This window comes from Achromobacter sp. NFACC18-2 (assembly GCF_900108985.1).
Taxonomy (GTDB): Bacteria; Pseudomonadota; Gammaproteobacteria; order Burkholderiales; family Burkholderiaceae_B; genus Achromobacter.
Genome location: NZ_FNYM01000011.1, coordinates 64,192 through 80,842, shown reverse-complemented (window position 1 = coordinate 80,842; position 16,651 = coordinate 64,192). Strand labels below are relative to the sequence as shown.

General features: G+C 65.9%; 11 protein-coding genes. 6 read left to right on the top strand and 5 right to left on the bottom strand.

The window, feature by feature from the left end; translation table 11 throughout:
* Nucleotides 1–2 precede the first annotated feature (2 nt).
* From tagF to BMW75_RS17575, 4 genes are all read right to left on the bottom strand, one after another.
* Entirely contained in the window at nt 3–986 is a 984-nt protein-coding gene (gene tagF / locus BMW75_RS17590; RefSeq protein WP_092581195.1) for a type VI secretion system-associated protein TagF, read from the bottom strand.
* Nucleotides 983–4,750: a type VI secretion system membrane subunit TssM gene (tssM, locus tag BMW75_RS17585; RefSeq protein ID WP_254792052.1), complete on the bottom strand. Its 3,768-nt coding sequence runs from the start codon at nt 4,748–4,750 to the stop codon at nt 983–985. Before tssM ends, tagF begins: the two co-directional genes overlap by 4 nt.
* A 66-nt stretch (nt 4,751–4,816) precedes the next feature.
* A complete protein-coding gene (locus tag BMW75_RS17580; RefSeq protein WP_092581194.1) occupies nt 4,817–6,178 on the bottom strand; it encodes a hypothetical protein in 1,362 nt (453 codons plus the stop codon).
* Complete coding sequence (locus tag BMW75_RS17575; RefSeq protein WP_092581293.1) at nt 6,178–7,032, bottom strand: M15 family metallopeptidase; 855 nt, start codon at nt 7,030–7,032, stop codon at nt 6,178–6,180. Before BMW75_RS17575 ends, BMW75_RS17580 begins: the two co-directional genes overlap by 1 nt.
* 189 nt (nt 7,033–7,221) lie before the next feature.
* Here BMW75_RS17575 and BMW75_RS17570 point away from each other — a divergent pair, with 189 nt between their 5' ends.
* The 6 genes from BMW75_RS17570 to BMW75_RS17545 all read left to right on the top strand — a co-directional run bounded on the left by BMW75_RS17570 (nt 7,222) and on the right by BMW75_RS17545 (nt 16,068).
* Nucleotides 7,222–8,124: a hypothetical protein gene (locus BMW75_RS17570; RefSeq protein ID WP_139208557.1), complete on the top strand. Its 903-nt coding sequence runs from the start codon at nt 7,222–7,224 to the stop codon at nt 8,122–8,124.
* A gap of 57 nt (nt 8,125–8,181) precedes the next feature.
* On the top strand, nt 8,182–11,124 hold the full coding sequence (locus tag BMW75_RS17565; RefSeq protein ID WP_092581192.1) for a type VI secretion system Vgr family protein: 2,943 nt from the start codon (nt 8,182–8,184) through the stop codon (nt 11,122–11,124).
* Nucleotides 11,121–12,110, top strand: a complete 990-nt coding sequence (locus BMW75_RS17560) for a DUF4123 domain-containing protein (protein WP_254792051.1) — start codon at nt 11,121–11,123, stop codon at nt 12,108–12,110. The genes BMW75_RS17565 and BMW75_RS17560 overlap by 4 nt, the downstream gene beginning before the upstream one ends.
* Nucleotides 12,103–12,882 (top strand): DUF3304 domain-containing protein, encoded by a 780-nt coding sequence (locus BMW75_RS17555; protein ID WP_092581292.1) that lies wholly within the window; start codon nt 12,103–12,105, stop codon nt 12,880–12,882. The genes BMW75_RS17560 and BMW75_RS17555 overlap by 8 nt, the downstream gene beginning before the upstream one ends.
* 107 nt (nt 12,883–12,989) lie before the next feature.
* Nucleotides 12,990–13,769 (top strand): DUF3304 domain-containing protein, encoded by a 780-nt coding sequence (locus tag BMW75_RS17550; protein ID WP_092581191.1) that lies wholly within the window; start codon nt 12,990–12,992, stop codon nt 13,767–13,769.
* Nucleotides 13,762–16,068, top strand: coding sequence for a DUF2235 domain-containing protein (locus BMW75_RS17545; protein ID WP_092581190.1), 2,307 nt, complete (start codon nt 13,762–13,764; stop codon nt 16,066–16,068). Before BMW75_RS17550 ends, BMW75_RS17545 begins: the two co-directional genes overlap by 8 nt.
* A gap of 69 nt (nt 16,069–16,137) precedes the next feature.
* On the opposite strand, the gene BMW75_RS17540 is transcribed toward BMW75_RS17545, so the two are convergent.
* The gene (locus BMW75_RS17540) at nt 16,138–16,641 is read right to left on the bottom strand and encodes a hypothetical protein (protein ID WP_092581189.1); all 504 of its coding nucleotides are present in this window, start codon (nt 16,639–16,641) and stop codon (nt 16,138–16,140) included.
* Nucleotides 16,642–16,651 lie beyond the last annotated feature (10 nt).

The following is a 16,651-nucleotide window of genomic DNA, read 5'->3' as shown; positions in this document are numbered from 1 at the left end:
TCCTAGGCTCCGATAAAGACTTCGCGGAAAGTTTCCAGCGCCTGCCGCAGGGACAGCCGCGGTTGATCCAGATAGCTCGACAGCTTGGCCAGGCCGTGGCTGGCGTTGACGTGGTCACGCACCCAAGGCGCGTCTTCCAGCACGATGTAGTGCTGCGACAGGGTTTGCGGCGTCGACAGCAGCGTCGCCAGCGTCTGGGGCGACGCGCCGCGGAAGCCCACCACCAGCCGGTGCTTGCCCGCGATCCGCCCGATGAAAATGGCGATCTCGAAGTCGGCGCGGGTGAGGAAGGGCGCGATGAGCGTCATCCAGTAGGTCGCGACCAGATTGATGTAGAGCGGGTCGTCCGGCAGGGGCAGCGCCAGGCCGGTGTCCAGTTGCGATGAGCCGCTGGACATGACCGGCGCGAGCAGGATGCCCAGCGCCAGCACGATGTCGTGCATGTTGGCGGCGTGGCCGTTGCCGCGCAGCATGGCTTCCACCCGCTCGATCGTCTGCAGGTCGATGAAGGCGTCGAAGCCGTCATCCGCCGCCGTGCGGATTTCGCCTTCCAGGTCATTCAGCGTCTGCAGCACGGCAGCCGGGTCGCCTTCCTGCATCAGGCGCGAGGCGGCCGCATCCATGCGATTCCACATGCGGCTGAAGGCCAGCGGGCTGCGCGCGATGAAGTCCAGCGGGCGCGACACTTCCACGGAGGTCGCGCTGATGAAGGGGAAACGCCGCCCGGACTGGTCCCGGCTGGGCTGCAGATGGCCGGCGATGGCCAGCTTTCCGCGCGAGCCCAGCACCGCGAACGGCACCGGCTGCGCCTCGTCGTACAGGGCTTTCCAGTGCGGGTCCTGCGCCAGGATCTCCATGGTGTTGGCGACCCAGGCGTCCAGCGTCGCCATCAACTGCGGATGCGAGGTGTTTTTGACGAAGTCGCCACGCGACGGAATCTTGCCGAAGTAGGCCGTACGGAACATGGGGGACTGCGGATTGCTCATTGCTGCGCTCCGGCAGGCGTCGGGGCGACGGAGGGTTGAGAGGACGTGCCCGCGACCGTGGCGGGCAGGCGCAGGTTGCGCAGGCCCTGGCTGCCCGGCTCGGTGCCGCCGGCGCTGGCGGCCTGGGCATTGCTGATGATGCGCAGCCGGACCGGGACGGTGATGTTGGACTTGGTCCAGCTCATCTCGAAGCTGCCGTCCGGGTTGGGCTTGCGCTGGGCGCCGGAAATGAGGCGCTCCAGGCCGAAGCGGCCGGGCTCGTTCACGATTTCGACCACGGTGCCATCGAAGGCGGTGGCCGTGATGCGCGCGCCGGGCGCCCCTTGCGCGTTGGGCCAGACGAAGTTGACCCATTGCGGCGGCGTGTTGCGGTAGCGCAGTTGCTGGCCGTCGATCTCGATGGTGTATTCCGTGATCCCGCCCGCGGGCTTGGGCTGGATCTGGAACAGGGTCTGCGGCTGGCTGGCCGCGCCCGAACCGGCGGCGCCACCCGACAGCGGCGCGACCCATTGCGCGAAGTTGGCGGTGAACGACGGTTGCAGATCGATGCCCATGTCGCCCCACGTGCGGGCCGTGAGGATGTCGCCCCGGCGCACGGTCAGCGGCCCCAGGGTTTCATTGACGTACTTGGCGATGCTGCCCTGCGGGCCGAACACCTGCGCGATCTCCTCGCCGCTGGCCTCCAGGCCCGCCTTGGTCGAGAACGGATACTTCTCCGACAGGTTCTGCATGAAGGCCTGATAGACCTGCGCGTTCCAGACCTTGTTCAGCTCGGCCTGGGCCGGCTGCATGACGACGGCGTAGCCCTGGATCAGCGGGCGCACCAGCAGCGGCCGCAGCGTCTCGCGCTGGGCCGGCGTCAGGCCGGCGAGCATCTGCTCGTCCACCAGCTTGAGCGCGTCGGCCAGTTCCGAATCCTTGCCTTCCAGCGTCTGGCGCATCAGCAGCAACGCGCCCGGGCCGGGATCGCCCTGGTTGTTGATCTGGTTAAAGCGCGTGCGGATCTTGGACAGGGCATTCATGTAATTGCCCAGCAGGGACTGGTTGTCGCGCGTGACGACCAGGCGCGCCACGTCGGAGAACTCGCGGCCCACCGGTCCCATCGGAATCTGCTCGCCGCCGGGCGCCGCCTCGGTCGGCCTGGGCTGGTTCTGGCGCAGGATCACGCGCTTGAACCAGGCCACGACGCCGGTCTGCGCCTGCGCAATGCCGGTGTTGATCAGCGACGGGTTGTCCCAGGAGGTCTGTTCGTACGTGGTGTTGATGAGCTTGACCAGCGGCGAGTTCTGCGGGTCGCCCAGACGGTTCATACCCTGCACCGCCTGATCGAAGCTCGTAAAGGGCTTGATGGTGACGCCGCGCAGCATCTTCTGCCACTCCTGCGCGTACTCGGTCTTGTACATCGTCGCCAGGCTCTTCTGGATCTGCTCGGGGCTGCCTTCCAGCGTGAGATCGTCGCGCGCATTCACGCCCAGCACCCAGTCGCTGGTCTGCACTTCGTGGCGCGCGGCTTCGCCGATGGCCGGCTCGATGTACTGCTCCCAGGCCTCGCGCGTGAACGTGCCCGGCACCGCGTAGCTGCCCGCCACGATGGCGGCGTCGGCCTCGCCCATGATGCGCGCGACGGTCATCGCGGGGAAGCGCGTGGCGGCGCGCGCCTTCAGTGTGGCATAGGCGCGTTCGCGCGCCGGCATGCCCTGCATCACGCTGCGCAGGTTGCCGCGCGTGCGTTCCACCATGGCGAGGTTGGTTTCGATCTGCGGCCAGTCCGCATCGGCGGCACGCGCCACGTAGAACGAAATCAGGCGCTCGGCGCTGCGGATCAATTGGTCGCGCGGCATGGCGCCGCGGTTGGTCTCCAGCCAGCCGCGCCAGAACCGCGTGATCTGGTCGGACAGGTGCGTGGGGTCCACGTGTTCGCGGTTGGCCATCATCAGGTACGTCTTGAGCGCGTTATAGGCGTCGTCGACGTTGGTGGGCGAGGCGTCCTGGAACAGCGTATCGCCGGCATTGGCGCGCACCGGCTGGGCCTGCGGCGGCGTCGCCGCGCGAGCGGCGCCGGCCGCCGCGGCCTGCGAGACGTCCACGCGGCCCAGATAGTCTTCCAGGCTGGCCTTGACCGGCACCAGCATGAACTGGCGCAGGCCGTTGTAGTACTCGGCCAGCAGGCGCTGCTTGAGCACATCGCCCTGGTACAGGCCCAGGCCCAGCGACAGCGGCCGGCTCGTCGAATAGCGGTCCAGCTGCTCGATGCGGTCCTGCAGGATCTCCATGGCTTCCAGGCGGCTTTGCAGGTCGGTGCGTTCGCTTTGCAGGCGCACCACCTTGTCCAGGTCCGCCTGCACATTGCTGGCCAGTTGCCGGTTGCCCAGGTACGACCAGCTCCAGCCGCCCAGCACCAGCCCCAACGCCAGCACCAGGCCGAAGAAGGTCAGGTAGCGCATGCGGACCTTGTTCGGGCTGGCGTGCTGGCGCACCAGTTTCTTGTCGGCGAAGATCACGCTGGAGAACAGGTCGCGCAGGAAGAACCCATTGTGCGAGGTCACGCTGCGCGCCGCTTCGCGCGAGGCGGGACGCAAGGCGAAGCGTTCCGCGAGCTTCTCGGTCGAGGTGCTGCGCGACACGCCTTCCTGCAGCGCGCTGGTGAAGTAAAAGCCCCGGAATACGGGCTTGTACTGGAACGGGTTGGTTTCGAACAGCGTGGACAGAAAGGTGCGCAGCGCCGGCTTGATGCCGGCGAATTCCAGCGGGAAGGTCAAGAGCCCCGGGGGCAGGGCGCCGCTGCGGCGCAGCGAGATCTGCGCCGTGCCCATTTCCTTCAGGCCTTCATAGAGTTCGTCGAAGCGTTCGTCGAACAGCGCCAGCACGTCACGGCTTTCGTCGGCGCCGTACGGCAGCGTCGCGCCCCAGACGCGGTCGCGCTCGCGCGCGTCGGCATCGGCGAAGAACTCGGAAAAGCCCGCGATCAGGTCGGCCTTCGTGAAAATCACATATACCGGTGCGAAGACTTCCAGCCGGTCGGTCAGCTCCTGCACGCGCTGGCGCAGATTCTTGGCGAGGTTGATGGCGAACTCGGGGCCGGCGTCCGTCAGCTCGCTGATGCTGGCCGCCACGATGATGCCGTTGATCGGCGCCTTCGGGCGATGCCGCTTGAGCAGATCCAGAAAGCTCATCCACTCGTTGCGGTCTTCTTCGTGCACCGAATACCGGCCGGCCGTGTCCAGCAGGATGCCTTCCGTGGTGAAGAACCAGTCGCAGTTGCGGGTGCCGCCCACGCCCCGCACGGCCGCGCCGTTCTTGTCGGCAAAGGGGAACTGCAGGCCCGAATTGATGACGGCGCTGCTTTTGCCCGCCGCGGGGTTGCCGATGACGATGTACCAGGGCAGCTCGTACAGCGCCTCGTTGCCGGACGTCTGCCCGATCTTGGACGTCTTGATGGTGCGCACGGCCTGCGCCAGGCGGGTGCGCAGCGCGTCGATTTCGCTGCGGTTGGTGGCGGGGCTGGCGGCGGCCCCCGCCTGCACCTGCTGTTCCAGCATGTCGCCCAGTTTCTGGTTGGCGCGCCGCGTGCGGCGCCGCCGCCAGAGGTAGACGCAGAGCCACAGGAGCAGCAGCACGCCCAGCGCCGCGCCCGCCCAGGACAGGCCGATCTGCAGGGTGTCTGCGAACAGGAAAAGGAAAACGGCCAGCGCGATCAGGCCGATGAGCATGAAGGTGCGCGGGTTGGCGAACGCGCGCCCGGTCCAGTAGCGGGCGTCGCTCATGGCGCTGGAAAATCGAGAAAGCAATCCTGATGGGCTACGCATGGTTTTCGCTGTTTTTTTTAGGGGTCAGGCGGTGGCGCTGGCGGCTGGCCGGGAGACCAGCGCGGCAGCGCGCAATGCGGGGTCTTGCAGGGTAAGGGCCAGCACTGGCTGGTCGAACTGCAGGCAGGTTTCGCCGGCCACGGCCAGCGTCAGCAGCGATGCCGCCACGCCGGTGTGGCCACAGGCCACGCCGACGGCCTGGCAGTCTTTGCCGGCATCCAGGTGGGGAAACAATTGCGAGGCCACGCCCAGCGGTTCCAGCGGGCGGCTGCCGCGGTGATCGGCGTCGCTGACGAGGTGCACGACGCTGTCGGGCGAGACGTCGGCGGCGTTGAGCAGATCGCGCGCCAGGTCCGCCAGCGGCGCTTCGGCCTGGGCGCCGCGCGCGTCGGCCGACTTCTGCCGCTGCAACACGGGCGACAGCGTGACCCGCAGGTCCGCGTCGGCATCGGGCGGCGCCAGCAGCAGGCCGGCGGCCGCTTCGCCCGGAACGCGGCCTTGCGGATTGGCGTGCGTCAACAGCATGGACAAGCCATCCCACTGGGCGACCTGTGCCGCGTCGATATAGCCGTCGCCAGCCAGCACGATGCGCCATTGCGGTTCGGATTGGGCGTCGCGCGGCTCGCTGGCGAGCTGACGCAGCAGATGGTCGGCGGCCATGGCGTCTTGGGCCGGATGTTCGGCGGTGCTGATGCGGGCATCGGGCCAGGCGCCGGCGGCCGCGCGCACGGCCGCGAGCGCGCGCAGGCGCGCGGCTTCGGGCCAGTGCGCCGGCATCAGCACGTCCAGGCGCAGCAGCGGCCAGTCTTCTTCGCGCGCGGGCACGTCCAGTTCGGTCACGCGCGCATGCGCATCGCGGGTCAACGCGCGTGCGATCTCGGTCAGCAAGGCGGTGACGCGCAAGGGGGCCGTGGCCAAGGCTTCCGGCGGCGCGCCCAGATCGCGCGCGGCCGCGTACAGTTCCATGTCGTCCATGCCGGGCACGCGCGCGGCGAAGATCGGAAAGCCCTGCGGCGTCTTGAGTTCGGGGTCCAGCTCGGGACGCTTGTGTTCGGCCAGCGCCTCGACGATGGCCGGGGCGTCGGCGCCCGCGGCGGCGCGCGCGGCGACCGCCACGAGCCGCAGTTCGGCCGGGCGGGCCGGCACGTCGGCCGGCGCGTCTGTCCCGGCCTGGACGGGCGCAGCCTTGGGGGCGCGGGCGGCCCGCACGAGACGCGCGCCCACCAGGAAGGCAATCAGGATCGCCAGCGGCAACGCAAACAGATACAGGCCGATGTCCACGCCGGTGGGCAGGGTGCGCGACTCCTGCCACCAGATGATGACGGCCAGCCATGCGACGGCGAACAGGGCCAGGACGAGCAGCCCCTTTTTCAACACGCGAGCCATTATTTCGCGGCCTCCCGCGCCCGTTGCATGACGCCAGGCCGGCGCAACTCCACGTGGCCGAAGTCCATCATCTTCCAGCGGCCGCCCCAGGTCAGGCCGACAAGCTCCGCCGTCTCGCCGAACAGCTCATAGCCGCGCATCGCCCAGGGGTCTTTTTCGGAAATCACGATCTTGCCGTCGCGATAGAACGCGCTGTCCGCGGCCAGGCCAAATTGGTGATAGCTCTGGAACGCGCCGGCGTTGGTCACGTGCGAGCCCATGCCGGCCAGCTCTTCCTGCCGCTCGGGACTGCGATAGCCCTCGATCAGCGCCATTTCATAGCCATGCTGCTCGCGCATGATGCGATAGGCCAGCAGCAGCCGCTGACGGAAGTCGGCATCCAGCAGATCCCAGTTCCGGCTCGCGCCACCCAGCTTGGGACGCACCAGTTCCACTTCGCGCGTGGTGAACGCTTCGGGGGGCAGGGCGGGGGGCGGAGCCAGTCGTTCGCCTTCCAGCAAGGCCTGGATCCGGGGGTCCGGACCGGTCATCGAGGTGCTGTAAACGAATGTGTGATTGTGTCGCATGACGAAAGCGAAAAGTGACGGAACGGACACAACTGTCAGCCCGATCGCCACCTGCCATCGGTACCTTGAAACCCAGTCCATCCACGCGCCGACCCCTTTGCCGATGGCGCCCGCGGTGCCGCCCACGGCGCCTCCGGCATGGCTCGCGCCGCGCGTTGCGCCCCGCGCCACGCCCGTTACGCACGCGCGCAATCCCCGCACGGCGCCTTGTCGCAGAGCCGGGAAAAACAGGAGCGCGGAGACGCCCACCGCCAGTAAAAAATACAGGGGCAGTAGCAACAGCAAGATGTGTCCCTCATGTGAAGGCGTAATCTTTTGTTCTATTCGCCCATGAGGCAAGTGCTCGGGCGTTGCAAACAGCGTCGGAGCCTTAGGAATCGTAACAAGAATCGATGATTGAAAGACCCCTATCGGGTATTCTCGGCGGGCTTGGTTACAGGGGGGCTGCACACGCCTCCTGCTGACACGGGAATCCGCATGGCAGAAGAGAAAAAAGACGCTCGCCCCACGATGACCGCGCCGAGTCTGCTCGGCGCATCACGCGCCGCGCGTGGCGATGCCGACTCGACGCGAATCCTGGCCGCACTGGAAGGACGTGCGCCGCAAGTCGAGGCCAACCCCCTGACGACAACGCGCGGCTCGCGCGCCCGCCGCTGGATGGCGCTGGCTGTGGTGCTGGCGCTGCTGGCGGGCGGCATCGTCTGGACGATTCATGAAGAAGGCGCCGCGCCGATGGTGGCGCAGGCCCCTGCCGCCGCGCCCGCGTCCGTGCCTGGGTCCGTGCCCGGGTCCACTCCCGCGCCTTCCGCGCAGCAGGCATCGCATTCCCCGTCGTCCGCGGCCACCGCCAACAATCCGCTCGCCGCCTTGGAAAAGCCGGCCGAAGTGGCCTCCATCATCGATGAAGCGCCGCCCGCGCGCGATGCGAACCTGGGACGCGGCGAACCCGATCCGCAAGGCGAGCCCACCAACCCTCTGTCCGTGCTGGCGATGACGCCGTCACCGGCCGCCGCAGCGCCCGCGCCCGGTCCCACGCGCCAGGCCGCGGCGCAACTCGCGCAGCAGGGCAATGGGCCGCGCGCGGCCAAGCCCGCCGCGCCAGTGCCGGGCAAGAACACCCGGCCCGCCGACAAGGATGCCGCGCTCTTGTCGGCGCTCATGAGCTACGGTCTGCCGCCGGCATCGCCGCCGGGCACGCGCGTCTATAAGACGGAAGGCGTCTTCATGCGCGAAATGCCGGGCTCGCCGTTGTCCGAGCGGCTGAAGGAATGCCGCAGGCTGAGCTTCATCGAGAGCGAGCAGTGCCGCCTGCGCGTGTGCGCGGGCCAATGGGGCACGGCAGTGGAATGCCCCACGCCGCAAGCCACGATCGAACCCTGAATTTCTTCCGGCCGGAATCGGCTGGTATTGCCCACGTCCCCACGAGGTTTTTGTTCCATGGCTGTCAACGCAAGCAGCGGCGGTTTCAGCGCCCAGTCCCGTCTTTACCGGCTCGATGGCGAGGGCGCGCTGTCGTCCCTGCAGGTCGAAGGCTGGGTCGCGCGCGAAGGCCTGTCCATGCTGGGCGAGATGCGCGTGGTCGCGCTGGCCGAAGACGCCGCGCTGGATCTGGACGACATGGTGACGCGGCCCGCCACCCTGTGGACCACGCGCGCCGATGGCACCGAGGCCGGTCGCAGCGGCGTGGTGCGTGCGGCCGAATTGCTGGGCAGCAATGCGGGCATGGCGCGTTATCGCCTGACCGTGGCGCCCTGGCTGTGGCTGGCCACGCAGCGGCGCGACAGCCGTATCTATGAGAACCAGTCCGTCCTGGATATCGTGCGCCACGTGCTGGACGGCTACGAAGGCTACACCTACAAGCTGTCCGCCGACGTCGAGAACCACCTGGCCGACCTGCCGGCGCGCCCTTACACCACGCAGTATCGCGAAACCGATTACGCCTTTCTTTCGCGTCTTCTGGTGGAAGCCGGATTGGGTTGGACCACCGTCGAAGACGACAGCGCGCCCGCGCGCCACGCCGTGCTGATCTTTGCCGATAGCCGCGGCCTGGCCGAAGACGCCGAGTCCGCGGGCGCGGGCGTGCGCTTCCAGCGCGCCCATGCCACAGAATCGCGCGATGGCGTGCAGGCCATCGCGCGCCGGATGCGCCGGAGCGTGGAAAGCGTGACGGTGCTGGCCTGGCATGACAGCGGCAAGCACGCCATTGCCGGCCAGGCGTTGGCCGGCGCCGCCAGCGGCGCCGACGACGAGAGCGCCGGGCTGGAATGGTTTGAGCCGCTGGGGCACGGCGGACTGCTGAACCAGACACATGCCCAGTTTCAGGCGACCTTGCTGATGGAGGCGGTGCAGGCCAGCGCCGAGACCTTCGTCGGGCGCGGCAATGTGCGCACCTTCCGGTCGGGCACGCGCTTCACGCTGCAAGACATGTCGCCGCTGGGGCCCGCGGGGGAATCCGGCTTTGAGCCCGTCTTCGCGCTCGACCGCGTGGAGCATGTGGGCGTCAACAACCTGCCCGGACAGAACGACGCCAGCCTGGCGGACAGGCTGGGCGCGTTGGACGACTTTCTTTGCTTTGAAGATGAGGACGATGCCGGCCAGGGGCAAACGTCGGACGATGACCCGGACTACGATCAGGACGGAAGTCAGGACAGAAGTCAGGACATAAGGCAGGACCAGGACGACGCCGCGATCGGCGTGGGACGCCCCGAGGCGGCGGTGATGGCGCGCGCGCACGACGTCGGCTACGCCAACCGGTTCCGCGCGGTGCGCTGCGACCGGCCGTGGCGCCCCTTGCCCCGGGCGGCGCGCGGCGCCAGGCTGGCGGGCGCGCCCTCCGCCGTCGGTGTCCACACGGCCATCGTCACCAACGCCGAAGGCGCCACCGAGGCCAGCGGGGAAGACGAGATCCACCGCAACGCGCGCGGCGACGTGCGCGTGCGCTTCCATTGGCAATCCGATGGCGAGGGCCTGGCGAAAAGCCGCTGGGCGCGCGTGGCGCAGCGCCAGGCGGGCGCGGGCATGGGGATGAGCTTCGTGCCGCGCATCGGCCAGGAAGTGCTGGTGCGATTCCTGGATGAAGACATCGACCAACCCCTGGTCGTGGGCGCGCTCTACAACGGGCGCGGCGAAGGCGGCATTCCGTCCACGCCCGGCGGCAAGGCGGGCGAGCCGATGAACACCGAGGTCTACGCGGCGGCCGCCGATGGCAAGCCCAGCGCGCAGGCCAACCTGGCCAGCGGCAACGCGCCCGCATGGCATGGCGCGGCAAGCGGCGACGATCAGCATCGCAACGCGGCCGCCTTGAGCGGCTTCAAGAGCAAGGAATTCGGCGGCGACGGCTACAACCAGATCGTATTCGACGACAGCGACGGTCAACTGCGCATGCAGATCAAGTCCTCGCAGGCGGCCAGCGAATTGAACCTGGGCCACCTGATTCACCAGAGCGGCAACTATCGCGGCAATGTGCGCGGCGTGGGCGCGGAACTGCGCACCGACGCGTTCGGCGCGGTGCGTGGCGGGGGCGGCGTGCTGCTCACCACGTATTCCGCCGGCGGCAGCGAGCCGGCAGGCGACGCCGCGGCGCCGCTGGCGCTGGCCGGGCAGGCCGACATCATGGCGCAGTCGTTCGATGGCGTGATCGGCGCGCACCAGGGCGTGCGGCTGGCCTCGGCGCGCGGCACGGCCTCCGCGGGAGCCAGCCGGCTGGACGGCGAACGTTCGCCGCTGGCTGCCATGGCGCACGCGGTGTCGGGCACCGTGGCAGGTGAGGCAGTGGGCGGCGCCGCGGGCGACGCATCGGCCAAGCACACCGAAGTGGTCGACGGCAAGGTGCCGCACCTGACCGATCCGCTGGTGTTGATGGCGGGCCGCGCGGGGCTGACGCAGGCGGCGGGGCGCAACGTCCAGGTCGCGGCCGGCGAACTGGTGCATTGGTCGTCGGGCCAGGACCACAACCTGGCCGTCATCGGCTCGCTGCGCGTGCATACCGGCCAGGCGCTGGGCATCGTGGCCGGCGTGCAGAAGGGCGGCGCGGAATCCGGCCTGGATCTCATCGCCGGCACCGGCGAGGTCGACGTCATCTCGCAACACGACACGCTGACGGTGCAGGCGCAGCAGGACCTGCGCATGGTCAGCGCCAACGCCGGCATCGAATACGCCTCGCCCCAGCGCATCCGCATCGCCAACGCGGCGGGCGCCAGCATCGTGATCGAAGGCGGCAACATCACCGTGACGGCGCCGGGCCGCATCGACGTCAAGACCGGCAACAAGCAATTTTCCGGGCCGACGCAGATGCCGTATCCGTTCCCGCAATTCACCGTCTGCAAGACCTGCATCCTGGACGCCCAGGAGAGCGTGCAGTCCATTACCGACAAGGCATGACGGCGATGGAATATTCCTGGCAGGACGCGCTGCGCTCCACCTTCGATGAACTGCCCCATCACCGCGGCCCCTACGGCGAGGCTGCGCGCGTCTATGCGATCGTCGATTTCCGCGGCCATCCCGATCTGCTGGCGCGGCTGCGCACCACGGAAGACCTGAGCTTCGGCTCGATCTGGGCACAGACGGGCCTGGACATCTATGGCGACGTGGCGCCCTTGCTGATCGAAATCGACGGCGCCTCGCAGGGCGTGTTGCGCGGGCCGCGCTACGAAGACTTCAACACCGTGCTGGTGCGCGTGCTGGAGGCGCTGCACGAACGCCCGGGCGGCCGCTACGCGATGATGAGTTTCGCGTCGGCCGTGCCGCTGGAAAAGCTGATTGCGCACTTCGGCCCCTTCTGCGACTACGCCTTGCCGGACGCCAGCGAGTTCTTCCTGCATTGGTACGACAGCCGCATCCTGGCGCGGGCCTTGCAGGTGTGGACGCCCGAGCAGCGTGCGCGCTTCGCGGCGCCCGTCATCACGTTGCGCTATGCGCAGCGCGATGGCGCGCTGGCCGAGCTGGCCGGCGAGGGCCGGCTCCCGGCCGCGCGTGCGGCCGGGATCGAACGCTTCACGCCCGAACAGCATCAGATGCTGTTCGATCTGGACTACCCCGACAAGCTGGCGGTGCAGCTGCGCCGCCTTTATGCAGGCCTGTTGCCTGGCAATCCCGATCAGGATGCGCTGGTGCCGCGCGTGGAAGCGCAGCTGGAACGTGCGCGTGCGCACGGTGTGGCGGGCGACAAGGACACGTTCGACTACGTGGCCTGGGGCGTGTCGATCTCGCCGCGCTTTGATGAACACGCCTTGATCCGCGAGGGACTGCGCGCGTATCGGCCGGGTGCCGAGGGCGGGTTGGCGCGGGCGTTGGAAGGCGTGCCGGATGCGGTGTGGGATGAGGTTCAGTCGCTGCATCGGGCTGGACGGGATGGCCGCGATGCGTAAGGCATTGGTCGGCGTATTGCTTTGCCTGGGCCTGGTGGCGGGCTGCAAAGCCGAGCCCACTTATCAGGGGGTCAGCGTAGTTACCTACAACTACACGCCTTGGGATCTGACATCCGTTCGAATAGCAGATGCGTTCGGCGGCGTTGCCGGAAGCGGCATGATTCGATCGGGAGGAGGTGAGGGAAGTGTCTCGTGTTGCTACACGCTAAAGGGCACTGACTTCACGGTCAAGTGGAAAGGTGGTGATGCCGACTTGATGCGTAAACACATGTTCGATGGAAAGTTCGACGAGGTGATCTTTGCCAAAGAGACGACGGTGCATCTGCCATCTCAGGATGCCCCTCCTGGCGACGGACCCGTCATTTTGGAATTGCACATCTACCCCGACGAGCTTATGGAGTTGGCATTGAGCCGACAGCTGTTGGGCCAAGTCAGAATTCCAATCCCGGATACGACCAGGTGGCTCTACGAACACCACCGAAAGGAACTGGCGGGCTACGAAGATATACACGAATTGCGTTATGTCCTCGCCAAGGTTGCGAAGCAAGCGTGGGTTCGCTATCGCATCCAAGATGCCGAGGATATGCGCGGCTACATGTATTTGTATTTTGTTGTCGCCTCGGATTTCGACACGGACCCGGATATCACGGCGTTGCTGAAAGATCCGAACAGAAAGCCCGGCGATTTTGGCCGGGCGGTGTTCAAGTTGTCCAAGGACAGGCTCGCGCAGATCAAGGCTGCGGGAACGGCGCCGGGAGACAAGAATGTCTGACGATGCTGTCAGGTCTGCCTGCCCCGACGAACGGGCTGTGACATGGGCAAGGATTATGAAGCCGTCGCGATGGGCAGGTATGGCGCGGAACGATTTGGGAGCAAGGAATGCGTAAGGGCTTGATCGGTGTACTGCTATGGCTGGGTCTGTTGGCAGGCTGCAATGGTGAACCCACATACCACGGCGTTAGTTTCATTACTTACAACTATACGCCTTGGAATCTCGAGTCAGTGCAGCTACGTGACGCCTCAGGCAATACTGCCGGGTCCGGCGCGATTCCCGCTGGCGGGGGAGAAGGGCGAGTGGCATGCTGCTATACATTGAGCGGAACGAACTTTACCGTGACGTGGAGTGGCGGCGATGCTGCGCTGATGCGCAAGCACATGTTCGACGGGAAGTACGAAGATGTAATCTTCAAGAAGGAAACGGCGCTGCAGTTTTCCCCCGCAAAAGTTCCCGAAGGCGAAGGGTCGCTTATCCTGGAGTTGCACATCTATCCTGATGAACATATGGAACTTGCGCTGAGTCGCAAATTGCTGGGGCAGGTCAGGATCCCTATCGTTGATACCCTTCGGTGGTTGTATGAAAACCATCGCGACCAACTTGCTGGATACAAGAATATCCACGAGTTGGCGGACGTTCTTCCTAAAGTCGCCAAGCAGGGCTGGGTGCAGTACCGGATCGAAGACGCGGAAGATATGCGGGCATACATGTATCTCTATTTCACTGTGGCTTCGAATTTCGACAAGGATGCGCAACTTGCGGCCATCTTGAAAGACCCGAACCGAACGCCCGGAGCCTTTGGTCGCGCAGTGGCGTCGCTGTCGAAAGAAAAGCTGGCACAGTTGAAGGCGTCTGGCTCGCCGCCCGGAGATAAGAATGTCTGACATCGAATTGCCAGAGCAGGATCGCACGCCTGCATCCGTCTTGAAAGCAATGGCGCAGAACGAAGCCGCGTACCCCAAAGACTCCTGCACGGAATGCGGTCTTACCTTACGAATGGGATTTTTCTTCGATGGGTTCGGCCGCAACAAGGACCTGGATAAGGCGAATCCGACGTTCTTCTCGAACGTAAGCCGGTTATGGATGGCGCACTTCGCCCAGGACGACCGCTCCCAGCCAAAGAAGCAACGTTGGTTCTCGTTCTATTACTCTGGGTTGGGCGTGGAGTTGAACGAGGGCGCGAAGGCCGACGTCATTGTCAGTGCACTCTCGATTGCCGGCGGAAAGATGGCTGAGAAGGCGATTTCCAGTGCGCAAGATGCAGCGAAGAACGTCACTCGTCTGGATGAAGTGCCTGATGTGGATGGGGTAGGTCGGTTGCGGACGGCCACCCAACAGTCGATCAAGGATGGCTCCTATCAACCCATGGTCAAGGCGTACAAGGACGTCATCCAGGACGTTAAGAGCCTTCCTGACAAGACCGTCAGAATCTGGACCGCCCTGGATCCAGATCGGATTAAAGCCCGGGCAAAGGCAACGGTTCGCGGCTTCTGGGCCGACTTTAAAAAGAACCCTCTGAAAGTCGCCTGGACGGCGACGAAGAATGCAGCCAAGGCGACGATCATGGAAGGCGTTCCGGTCGTGCGTGACAATGAGTCTGTCGCCTACTTAATGGGAACGGGCGTGGACACGCGTCTGGACGCGGCCAAGCGGCAATTTGAGCAGGCCTACCAAGCGTCGAACGCAGGCACGGAGAAAGTCGTGAGGATCGAGATCTCGGTTTTCGGCGCGGACCGTGGCGGGGTGATTGCGAAGCAGTTCGTCAACGACATCGTGAAAAAGTACAAGCGGCGCCATGATCTGGATCTCGTTATCGCGGGCAAGGACGGTGCGCCGGATGCGGAGATTCGCATCCGGTTTCTGGGGCTTTTTGATTCAGTCGCGTCGATCATGGACGAAAGGACCTTCCTGGGTTTTTTTCCGTTTACTGATTTGCTCAAGCAAAACTTCAAGGATCGAACCCTTACCGTACCCGCAGCGGTCGAAAAGTGTGTGCATTTCGCGGCGGCGCACGAACTGCGCCGCAATCAGCGGATGGATTCGCTGGAGAAGACGCGGGGGATGCAGTACCTTTACCCCGGTTCCAGCGGTGACGTCGCCGGCGTCGCACCTATGGGTTCGTTGGGCACCCGAACGTCGTTATCGCGTGTTCCGCTGCGCGAAATGATGAATCTAGCAATCTCGCATGGCGCGGCGATCCACAGCATGGAGAGCTTGCTGTTGGAAAATCCGCCCGTCTATCGCATGCTGACCCTCGCCAACCCCATCGAAGACGAAGGCGAGAAACACTATGTCCAGGAACTGGTCGCCGCCTATCGCGAACTCGTCAAATACGAACCCGGCTGCGATTTCGTGCCGCACATGGAAGTCTTCCTGCGCTGGCTCGCCGTGCGTTATCAGGACCCCGTGTTTCGCGCCGGGATGTCGGACCCTGCCGAGCAATGGATCAAGGACCGGGATTTCTTCACACCGGAGCAGGAGCTCAGGGAAGAACACCGCCGCCTGTCCATGCTGTCGTCCGAGGAACTCGCCAAGCCCGAGACCACGGCGCGCGCGCGCGAGCTGGAAGCGCTGGTGAATGAACGCCGGGAGCGCGCCAATGCCAGCCGGGGCGAAGCGCCGCCGCAGCGCTTTCTGCCGTTGTGGGAACGCCTAGAAGCGGAGTACGAGAGCCTTGAAAAGGCCGAGCGCCAGGATGCGGCGACGGAGCAGCGGCGGCAGGAATGGGAGCGCGACATGCCGGACCAGCTTCGCACTCTCGAAATGTGGGATCGGGACACGATCGTCAACGAAAACATGCGCCATGGCAGAAAGCCGGGCGATCCGGACTATGTGGATAAGCTCCCCGATCCGCTTGCCGACATGAAGGCTGAACGCGCCGTGCAGAAGCGCCTGCTGAATGCCTGGCGCGATGCGCGCGATGGCAAGACGCAATTGCCGCCCAAGGTCATGACGCTGTTCGACTGGCTGGTGCATGACGCCATGCTGAGCAGCTGGCCTGACCATCTGCTGGCCAGCACCTCGATGTATTTCCGCGTGCGCGACAAGGATGTGTTCGCCAAGACCGACACGAAGGCGGAGATGGAGCAGCGCGCCAAGGACATGCGTAATGCCGAACGGGTGGAGGCGATGGCCGCGCGCAACGAGCAGAACATCCGGCAGATGACGCCCGTGCGGCCCTGAGCGGCGGCGTGGCGGTGATGGCATGACGGCCCTGCGAAGCAGGGCCGTCTTTTTTTGTTTGAACGTCTTTTACTTCTGGCCGTCTTCGACCTCGATGGTCACGGTGTTCGATTTCACGTCCTCGGCCTCGATATAGACTTCATACGTCGCCGGCGTGGCGGGCAGGTGCAGCACGCCGGCCATGTCCGTGGTGAAGCGCGTTTCGACCGTCATGCCGGGCGGCAGGGGGATCTTCGGGGGCGTCGGGCCGCCCTCCCTGGGGTCGACCGACACATTGGGCAGCGTGGGACGCACGTAGTTGAACGCGATGCCGCGATACACCTTGCCGGTGCGTGTATCCACCGCCACGAAGCGCGGCAGTTGCGGGTTGTCGACCACGGGCAGGATGCCGCGCGCGCAGATGGGAATGGTGAGCGTGTTGCCGTCGCGGATCTTCACGCGCGAGGGCGCGGCGATGCGCATCTGCGCGTCATAGCCTTGCAGCGGCGGCATGCAGGCGTGCTCTTTCTGCGAGTGCGAGGGCACCGAGGCGAAGGTGGCGGGCTCGATCCAGTCGGTAGTCATGATGGGCATGTCGAAATCG